At 69.7% G+C, this 8,402-nt stretch carries 7 protein-coding genes, 1 pseudogene and 1 riboswitch; of the genes and pseudogenes, 4 read left to right on the top strand and 4 right to left on the bottom strand.

Annotated features, from left to right (window positions below):
- Positions 1 to 34 precede the first annotated feature (34 nt).
- Positions 35 to 185: riboswitch (cobalamin riboswitch) on the bottom strand.
- 103 nt (positions 186 to 288) lie between these two features.
- From ACO1BR_RS04875 to ACO1BR_RS04890, 4 genes are all read right to left on the bottom strand, one after another.
- Positions 289 to 789 carry a GNAT family N-acetyltransferase gene (locus tag ACO1BR_RS04875; RefSeq protein WP_426793765.1) on the bottom strand — a complete coding sequence of 167 codons (501 nt, stop codon included), beginning with the start codon at positions 787 to 789 and terminating at the stop codon, positions 289 to 291.
- Between the two features lie 159 nt (positions 790 to 948).
- Entirely contained in the window at positions 949 to 2,556 is a 1,608-nt protein-coding gene (gene mctP / locus ACO1BR_RS04880) for a monocarboxylate uptake permease MctP (RefSeq protein WP_426793998.1), read from the bottom strand.
- A 77-nt stretch (positions 2,557 to 2,633) separates the two neighbouring features.
- On the bottom strand, positions 2,634 to 2,894 hold the full coding sequence (locus ACO1BR_RS04885; RefSeq protein ID WP_426793766.1) for a DUF3311 domain-containing protein: 261 nt from the start codon (positions 2,892 to 2,894) through the stop codon (positions 2,634 to 2,636).
- A 261-nt stretch (positions 2,895 to 3,155) separates the two neighbouring features.
- On the bottom strand, positions 3,156 to 3,917 hold the full coding sequence (locus ACO1BR_RS04890) for a GntR family transcriptional regulator (protein WP_426793999.1): 762 nt from the start codon (positions 3,915 to 3,917) through the stop codon (positions 3,156 to 3,158).
- Positions 3,918 to 4,159: 242 nt separating this feature from the next.
- On the opposite strand from ACO1BR_RS04890, the gene ACO1BR_RS04895 reads away from it, so the two are divergent.
- The 4 genes and pseudogenes from ACO1BR_RS04895 to ACO1BR_RS04910 form a co-directional block, all read left to right on the top strand.
- Positions 4,160 to 5,422 carry an extracellular solute-binding protein gene (locus ACO1BR_RS04895; protein WP_426793767.1) on the top strand — a complete coding sequence of 421 codons (1,263 nt, stop codon included), beginning with the start codon at positions 4,160 to 4,162 and terminating at the stop codon, positions 5,420 to 5,422.
- A 132-nt stretch (positions 5,423 to 5,554) separates the two neighbouring features.
- Positions 5,555 to 6,526, top strand: coding sequence for a carbohydrate ABC transporter permease (locus ACO1BR_RS04900; protein WP_426793768.1), 972 nt, complete (start codon positions 5,555 to 5,557; stop codon positions 6,524 to 6,526).
- Positions 6,523 to 7,353 (top strand): carbohydrate ABC transporter permease, encoded by an 831-nt coding sequence (locus ACO1BR_RS04905; RefSeq protein ID WP_426793769.1) that lies wholly within the window; start codon positions 6,523 to 6,525, stop codon positions 7,351 to 7,353. The genes ACO1BR_RS04900 and ACO1BR_RS04905 overlap by 4 nt, the downstream gene beginning before the upstream one ends.
- A gap of 2 nt (positions 7,354 to 7,355) precedes the next feature.
- Positions 7,356 to 8,402: pseudogene (locus ACO1BR_RS04910) on the top strand (glycoside hydrolase family 3 protein); the annotation flags it as partial.

Here is an 8,402-nt window from a genome sequence, read left to right on the forward strand (position 1 = left end):
CGGGGCCCGGACGTGTCGACGCCGCACCGATGGCGGTGCGGGCGTGCCGTCGGCAGGTCCTCGGACTCAGGGACGCACGACCGGGCCGTACGGAACGACCGGTGGTGCGCACGCATACCGTTGCGGGACAGTTCCGGATTCGCACCGGATTCCCCTGCGGCGACAGCGAGGACGAGCATACATCTTGTGCTGCTCCCCGCACGCACCCCCACATCTTGTGTCGCTGCCCATACCATCCCCATAGGTGTGCGAACGGCCGGACCGCGCTGCGCACCCCGGGAACGGCCCTCAGGGCAGCTCACGGGCGAACGCCCAGAGCGCGATTCCGGGTATCGGCTCCCAGTCCCGCTCCGCCACTCGCGCGAATCCCAGCCGCCGGTACAGCCGGTGAGCCGGGAGCAGATGCTGCTGGCTCGACAGCACCATCCCGCGCAGTCCCAACTCCCGCGCCCGCGCCAGACACGCCCGCACCAGCGCCTCCCCGACCCCGCGCCCGCGCCCCTCGCGCCCCACCGCCAGCATCCGGAACTCACCCTCCCCGGGCCCTGCCAGCTCCGCGTACGGACTCCCGTACGCGGCGAAGGTCACCGCCCCGAGCACCGCCCCGCCCGCCCCGGCAGCCACCAGCACCTCGGCCTGCTCCGCGCGGTGCGCCACGTCCCGCAGTTTCGCGGCGTACGGATCGTGCTCCCCGAAGGTCAGCAGCCCATCGGCCAGATACACCTTCGCCACCAGTTCCCCGACCGTCGCGAACTCCGTCTGTCGCACGGGCCTGATCGTGATGTCCATGGGGATCAGTGTGGCGGGAGCAACGAGGTTGCGGGGAGGGGGTATTGACGTCGGCCCCCGGCCGCTGAAGGACGGGACCCTCTGGCTGCGTGCCCCGCGTAGCGGAAGGCCGTCGCATTCCCGCGGGAACGCGACGGCCCTCCGCCGTGGTTGAGACCGTCAGTGCCCCGCCCCCGCCCCCGCCGTCGCCGGCGGCAGGTCGGCCGTGACGCCCTTGTCGCCGAGGTCGGCGGTGTAGTCGTCGGGGGAGGTCTCGTCGGTGCCCTCGGGGGCCTTGAAGGCCCGTAGGACGAACGTCAGGACGACCGCCACCACCACGTTCAGGGCGAAGGCGGTCAGGCCGATGTAGCCGATCTGGCCGATGCCGGGGATCTCCGCGCTGGAGCCGCCGAAGTGCTTCTGGGTCGGGCTGGCCACCCCGTACGCGGCGAGGGTGCCGTAGAGCATGCCGACCGCCCAGCCGGCCAGCAGGGCCCAGCGGTGGAACCACCGGGTGAAGAGGCCGCCCACCAGCGCCGGCATGGTCTGCAGGACCCAGATGCCGCCCAGCAGCTGGAAGTTGATCGCCACGGTCTTGTCCATCGTGAGGACGAAGACCAGCGCGCCGACCTTGACCAGGAGGGAGACCAGCTTGGCGACCTTGTGCTCCTGCTCGGGCGTGGCGCCGGGCCGCAGGAAGTCCTTGTAGACGTTGCGGGTGAAGAGGTTGGCGGCGGCGATCGACATGATCGCCGCGGGCACCAGCGCGCCGATGCCGATCGCGGCGAAGGCGACCCCGGCGAACCAGCTGGGGAACATGTCCGCGAAGAGCTGCGGGATCGCCAGCTGCGGGTTGCCCTTGATGTCCGTACCGGCCTTGACCGCCATGAAGCCGAGCAGCGCCAGCAGCCCCAGCATGAGTGAGTACAGGGGCAGGATCGTGGTGTTGCGGCGGATCACGTTGCGGCTGCGCGAGGACAGCGTCGCGGTGATCGAGTGCGGGTACATGAACAGCGCCAGCGCCGAGCCGAGCGCTAGAGTGGCGTACGCCCACTGGGCGTTGGGGCCGCTGGTCAGTTCACCGCGTGGCTTGCCGGTCGGTCCGGTATGGGCCAGAGCCTTGCCCGCCGCGTGGAAGATGGCGTCGAACCCGCCCAGTTTGACCGGGATGTAGACGATCGCCACCCCGATGACGAGGTAGATCAGCCCGTCCTTGACGAACGCGATCAGCGCGGGCGCCCGCAGGCCCGAGGAGTAGGTGTACGCGGCCAGCACGGCGAACGCGATCAGCAACGGCAGGTCCTTGACGAACCCGTTGGTGTGCTCCCCGCCGCCGACACCCATCACGTCCAGAACGGCCTGGATGCCGACCAGTTGGAGCGCGATGTACGGCATCGTGGCGAGGATGCCGGTGAGTGCCACGGCCAGCGACAGCCCCTTGGAGCCGAACCGCCCGCGCACGAAGTCCGAGGTGGTGACGTACCCGTGCTTGTGCGAGACCGACCACAGGCGGGGCAGGAAGGTGAAGATCAGCGGGTAGACCAGGATGGTGTACGGGACGGCGAAGAACCCGGACGCGCCCGCCGCGTAGATCGCCGCCGGGACGGCCACGAACGTGTACGCGGTGTAGAGGTCGCCGCCGAGCAGGAACCAGGTGATCCAGGTGCCGAAGCTGCGTCCGCCCAGGCCCCATTCGTCGAGGTTGGCGGACTGCTCGGCCTGTCGCCAGCGGGCGGCGAGGAAGCCCATGACCGTGACGGCCAGGAAGAAGAAGACGAAGACGGCCAGCGTGACGCCGTTGACGCCCTTGGTGGCGGCGGCGAGCTGCGCGCCGGCGAGGTCCGTGGAGGTGGTGGAGGCGAACGTCACTGGTCCGCACCGCCCTTGCGGGCGCGCTGCTCACGCTGGACGAGCTTGTAGGCGATCGTGGTGAGCGCGGTCGAGATCAGCACCCACGCCATCTGGTACCAGTAGAAGAACGGGATCCCGATGAGCGTCGGCTCGATCCTGGCGTACGAACTCACCCACAGCATCGCGACGAACGGAGCGAGCAGGCACAATCCGGCCACCACGCGTGCGGGGGTGACGACCGGTCTGCGGTCCGGTGAATCGGCGTTCTCTGTCATGCCCGTGGCTCCGTCCCTGGCGAACTCCTGTGTAATCGGCATGAATTTAAGCCAGTGACGTGGCGCGCGTCACTAGCTGTCCGCATATCGGTATGGCGTCGGTGCGTCGGGTGGGGCGGCCGTCGGCGCGGCCGGGGGCGGGTGGACGAGCCCGGGGGGCGGCGTGTTCGGATCGGACAGGTGCCGGGGCGCGTCCGCGGGAGCGTGCCGGGGCGCGCCCGCGCGCACGGGCCGGTGCCGCGCGGGCGGGGCGTCCGCGGCTCAGTCCGCCGGGCGCTGGAGCCGGGCCACGAACTTGTAGCGGTCGCCGCGGTAGACCGAGCGCACCCATTCCACCGGCCGGCCCTGGGCGTCGAGGGAGTGCCGGGAGAGCATCAGCATCGGCAGGCCGACGTCGGTGCCCAGGAGGCCGGCCTCGCGCGGGGTGGCGAGCGAGGTCTCGATGGTCTCCTCGGCCTCCGCGAGCCGGACGTCGTAGACCTCGGCGAGCGCGGTGTACAGGGAGGTGTACTTGACGAGGTTGCGGCGCAGCGCCGGGAACCGCCGGGCGGACAGATGGGTGGTCTCGATGGCCATCGGCTCGCCGCTGGCCAGCCGCAGCCGCTCGATGCGCAGCACCCGGCCCCCGGCGGCGATGTCGAGGAGCCCGGACAGCCGGTCGTCGGCGGTGACATAGCCGATGTCCAGCAGCTGGGAGGTCGGCTCCAGGCCCTGGGCGCGCATGTCCTCCGTGTAGGAGGTCAGTTGCAGCGCCTGGGAGACCTTGGGCTTGGCGACGAAGGTGCCCTTGCCCTGGATGCGCTCCAGGCGGCCCTCGACGACCAGTTCCTGGAGGGCCTGGCGGACCGTGGTGCGGGAGGTGTCGAACTCCGCGGCGAGGGTGCGCTCGGGCGGGACCGGGGTGCCGGGCGGCAGGGTCTCGGTGATCTCCAGCAAGTGCCGCTTGAGGCGGTAGTACTTGGGCACCCGGGCGGTGCGCGTCGCGCCGCCGCCGTTCTCGGCACTGCCCGCGTCGGTCTCCATGACCCGCCTCTCCGACTCCTGTCGTGCTGCCGTCACCGGCTCCTCCGTACGTAGCGGCTCACATCGTGGCACGGGTGGGATGCGGCTGTTCCCGCGCGGCTCCCGGCCCGGCAGATGTCGGTCCGGTAACGGACCTGACAGCGACTCTTATACACCCTTGACACCCCAAAAGGTCTAGGCCAAGCTGCGAGCACTGGTCTAAACCATTAAAGACCACACCCGTCCTTGAGGGGGAGAACGCAATGAAGCGTGGACTCATAGCGGCGACGGCGGTCGCGGGAATGCTGATGAGCATCGCTGCCTGTGGGTCGAGCGGCGGCAACAGCGCGGACGGCTTCAAGGGCCGGAAGTTGACCGTTTGGGTGATGGACGGTTCCAATCCGGCGCAGTGGACCAAACAGGTCTCCGAGCAATTCGCGAAGAAGACCGGCGCCACCGTCGCATTCAAGGTCCAGCAGTGGAACGGCATTCAGCAGAAACTGAGCACCGCCCTTTCCGAGGACACCCCGCCGGACGTCGTGGAGATCGGCAACACCCAGACCGCCGCCTATGCCAAGGCCGGCGCACTGGCCGACCTCGGCGATCTGAAGAAGGAAATCGGCGCGGACTGGAGCGACGCCTTCAACAAGGCAGCGATGGTGGACGGGAAGCAGTACGCGCTGCCGTGGTACGCCGGCAACCGCGTGGTGATGTACAACAAGAAGATCTGGGCCCAGGCCGGGATCACGTCGCTGCCCACCACGCGCGCCGAACTCTTCAAGGCGTTCGATGCCATCAAGAGCAAGACCGATGCCGAACCGCTCTATCTCCCGGGCCAGAACTGGTACTTCTTCGACGGCCTGACCATCGGCACCGGCGCCGACCTGGTGAAGCAGGCGGGCGGTAAATGGGTGTCCAACCTCGGTGACCCCAAGGTCGCCAAGGCCATGGACATCTACAAGCAGTACCAGGCGTTCAGCACCGCCCCGAAGAACAAGGACGAGGCCACTCCGCAGCAGGCCGAGGTCTTCGCCAAGGGGAAGACCGGCGCCATCATCGCCATGGGATACGAGGCCGCCGAGGCCGTCAAGACCAACCCGAAGATCAAGGACGACATCGGGTTCTTCACCATCCCGGGGGAGACCGCCGCCAAGCCCGAGGGCGTATTCCTCGGCGGTTCCAACTTCGCGGTCGCCGGAATGGGCAAGAACCAGGAACTCGCCAAGCAGTTCCTCAAGGTCGCCCTCTCCAAGGACAACGACGCGCAGATGGTCAGGGAAGCTGGCTGGACGCCCAAGTCACCGGCCCTGGCCGGCGCCGCCAAGGAGAACCCGGCCGCCGCGGCTGCCGCACCCGCCGCGGCGAAGTCCGGCGGCACCACCCCGCTGATCCCCCAGTGGGCCGCGGTCGAGAACGTGCCGAACCCGATCAAGGACTACATGACCGCCGTCCTCGGCGGTAAGGCCCCGGCGGACGCCGCCAGGGACATCGAGTCCGAGATCAACGCGCGGCTCGCCAAGCAGTAGCCGCCCACCGGCCGCGTACGGGCCGGACGGCCTTCCGCGCCCGCGCCCGTACGCACCGCCGCTTCCACGGGACGACCGCCGCTTCCACGGGAACGACCGCCGCATCCACGGCAACGAGGGGACCACACGCTCATGGCAGTGCAGCTCGACGGCGCGGCGGGCAGGACCGCGCCGCGGACCGGCAAGGAGGGCCCGCCGCCCGTGCGGCGCGGCCGGGCAGCCCGCGGCGCGCCCTACCTCCTGCTGCTCCCGGCCCTGCTGGCGACCGCGGTCTTCCTCGGCTGGCCGATGGTCCGCAACCTGGTGCTCTCCTTCCAGAACCTCAACATGAAGGAGCTGATCCAGCACCTCACCGACTGGCGCGGCATCGGCAACTACCAGGAAATCCTGGGCAGCTCGCAGTTCTGGCGGGTCACCCTGCGCACCGTCGTCTTCACCGGCGCCAACGTCGTACTGATCATGGTGCTCGGCACGCTGATCGGGCTGCTGCTCGCCCGGCTCGGCAAGAAGATGCGGCTGGTGCTGTCCGTCGCGCTGGTGCTGGCCTGGGCGATGCCGGTGATCGCCGCCACCACCGTCTTCCAGTGGCTCTTCGACTCCCGCTACGGCGTCGTCAACTGGGTCCTGGACAGGCTCGGCTGGCACTCCATGGCCGGCTACGACTGGGTCGGCACCCAGCTGTCCACCTTCTTCGTCATCACCGTCCTGATCGTCTGGCAGTCGCTGCCCTTCGTGGCCCTCAACCTCTACGCCGCCACCACGACCATCCCCAGGGAGCTCTACGAAGCGGCCCGGATGGACGGCGCCGGCACCTGGAAGGTCTTCACCTCCGTCACCTTCCCCTTCCTCAAGCCCTTCTTCCTCGCCACGACGTTCCTCGAAGTCATCTGGGTCTTCAAGGCGTTTCCGCAGATCTTCGCCATCAACCAGGGCGGCCCGAACCGGCTCACCGAGACGCTGCCGATCTACGCCTTCACCGAGGGCGTCGGCAACCTCCACTTCGGGATGGGCGCCGCGATCTCGCTGCTGACCATCGCCGTACTGGTCGTCATGACCGCCTACTACCTGCGCCTGACGCTCAGGCAAGAGGAGGACGCGCTGTGAGGCGCTCGCTCGCCGGCCGGATCTGGCCCAACGCGACGGCGGTCGTCCTCGCGCTCGGCTTCGTCTTCCCCGTGTACTGGATGTTCGGCACGGCCTTCAAGCCGACCCAGGACATCATCAGCAAGGACCCCGTGTGGTTCCCGCTCCACGGCACCGTCGAGCACTTCGCGACGGCGGTGAACGCCCCGAACTTCTGGCGGCTGGCCGGGAATTCCGTCATCGTGACCGTGCTCGCCGTCGGGCTCTCACTGCTGATCGCGCTCTGCGGCGCGTTCGCCGTCGCGCGGATGCGCTTCAAGGGCCGCAAGGGAATCCTGCTGACCTTCATGGTCGCCCAGATGGCACCCTGGGAGGTCATGGTGATCTCGATCTACCTGATCGTCCGGGACGCGGACCTGCTCAACAGCCTGCTGCCGCTCACCTTCTTCTACATGCTGATGGTGCTGCCCTTCACCCTCCTCACACTGCGCGGCTATGTCGCCGCGGTCCCCAAGGAGCTGGAGGAGTCCGCGATGGTCGACGGCTGCTCACGCCGGCAGGCGTTCGCCAGGGTCGTCCTCCCGCTGCTGGCACCCGGCCTGATGGCCACCTCCCTCTTCGGCTTCATCACCGCCTGGAACGAGTTCCCGCTCGTGCTCGTACTCAACAAGGAGCCCGGCGCCGGCACCCTGCCGCTGTGGCTCTCCCAGTTCCAGACCCAGTTCGGCAACGACTGGGGCGCCACCATGGCCGCCGCCACGCTCTTCGCCATCCCGATCCTGATCCTCTTCCTGATCCTGCAACGTAAGGCGGTCGGCGGTCTCACCTCCGGCGCAGTGAAGGGATAACCATGGCCACCCTCATCCGTTCCGCCGACACCCTCACCCGGGACGCCCTCGCCGTCCTGCAGCCCGGCTTCACCGGCACCACCGCCCCCGACTGGGTGCTGCGCCGCCTCGACGAGGGCCTGGTGTCCGTCGGCCTCTTCGGACGCAATGTGCACAGCCCCGAGCAACTCGCCGCACTCACCGGCCAGTTGCGGGGCATCCGCCAGGACCTGCTGGTCGCCGTCGACGAGGAGGGCGGCGACGTCACCCGCCTCGAAGTGCGCGGCGGCTCCTCCTTCCCCGGCAACCTCGCGCTCGGCGCCGTCGACGACACCGCGCTGACCCGCGACGTCGCCCGCGAACTCGGCCGCCGGCTGGCCGACTGCGGCATCAACCTCAACTGGGCCCCCTCCGCCGACGTCAACTCCAACCCCGCAAACCCCGTCATCGGCGTCCGCTCCTTCGGCGCCGACCCGCTGCGCGTCGCCCGGCACACCGCCGCCTACGTCGAGGGCCTGCAGTCCGCCGGCGTCGCCGCCTGCACCAAGCACTTCCCCGGCCACGGCGACACCGCCGTCGACTCGCACCACGACCTGCCGCGCATCGCCGCCGACCTGGACACCCTTCGGGAACGCGAACTGGTGCCGTTCCGCGCCGCGATCGCCGCCGGCACCCGGGCCGTGATGAGCGCGCACATCCTGCTGCCCGCCCTGGACGCCGAGCACCCGGCCACGCTCAGCCCGGCCGCCCTGCACGGCCTGCTGCGTGCCCCCGCCACCGACGGCGGCCTCGGCTTCGACGGCCTGATCGTCACCGACGGCATGGAGATGCGCGCCATCTCCGCCACCTACGGCATCGAACGCGGCAGCGTCCTGGCCGTCGCGGCCGGCGCCGACGCGATCTGCGTGGGCGGCGGACTGGCCGACGAGGACACCGTGCTGCGGCTGCGCGACGCCCTCGTACGGGCGGTGCGCGACGGCGAACTGCCGGAGGAGCGGCTCGCCGACGCCGCGGCGCGGGTACGCGCCCTGGCGCACTGGACCCGGAGTGCGGGCGCGGGGGAGGGGGCC

Origin of the sequence: Streptomyces sp. YGL11-2, assembly GCF_050054615.1 — a bacterium.
Taxonomy (GTDB): Bacteria; Actinomycetota; Actinomycetes; order Streptomycetales; family Streptomycetaceae; genus Streptomyces.

What these genes read in the sequence shown, in the direction of transcription:
- ACO1BR_RS04890 (WP_426793999.1), bottom strand. Translation starts at nt 3,917, where the DNA reads ATGGAGACCGACGCGGGCAGTGCCGAGAACGGCGGCGGCGCGACGCGC.
- ACO1BR_RS04900 (WP_426793768.1), top strand. Translation starts at nt 5,555, where the DNA reads ATGGCAGTGCAGCTCGACGGCGCGGCGGGCAGGACCGCGCCGCGGACC.
- ACO1BR_RS04895 (WP_426793767.1), top strand. Translation starts at nt 4,160, where the DNA reads ATGAAGCGTGGACTCATAGCGGCGACGGCGGTCGCGGGAATGCTGATG.
- ACO1BR_RS04885 (WP_426793766.1), bottom strand. Translation starts at nt 2,894, where the DNA reads ATGACAGAGAACGCCGATTCACCGGACCGCAGACCGGTCGTCACCCCC.
- ACO1BR_RS04875 (WP_426793765.1), bottom strand. Translation starts at nt 789, where the DNA reads ATGGACATCACGATCAGGCCCGTGCGACAGACGGAGTTCGCGACGGTC.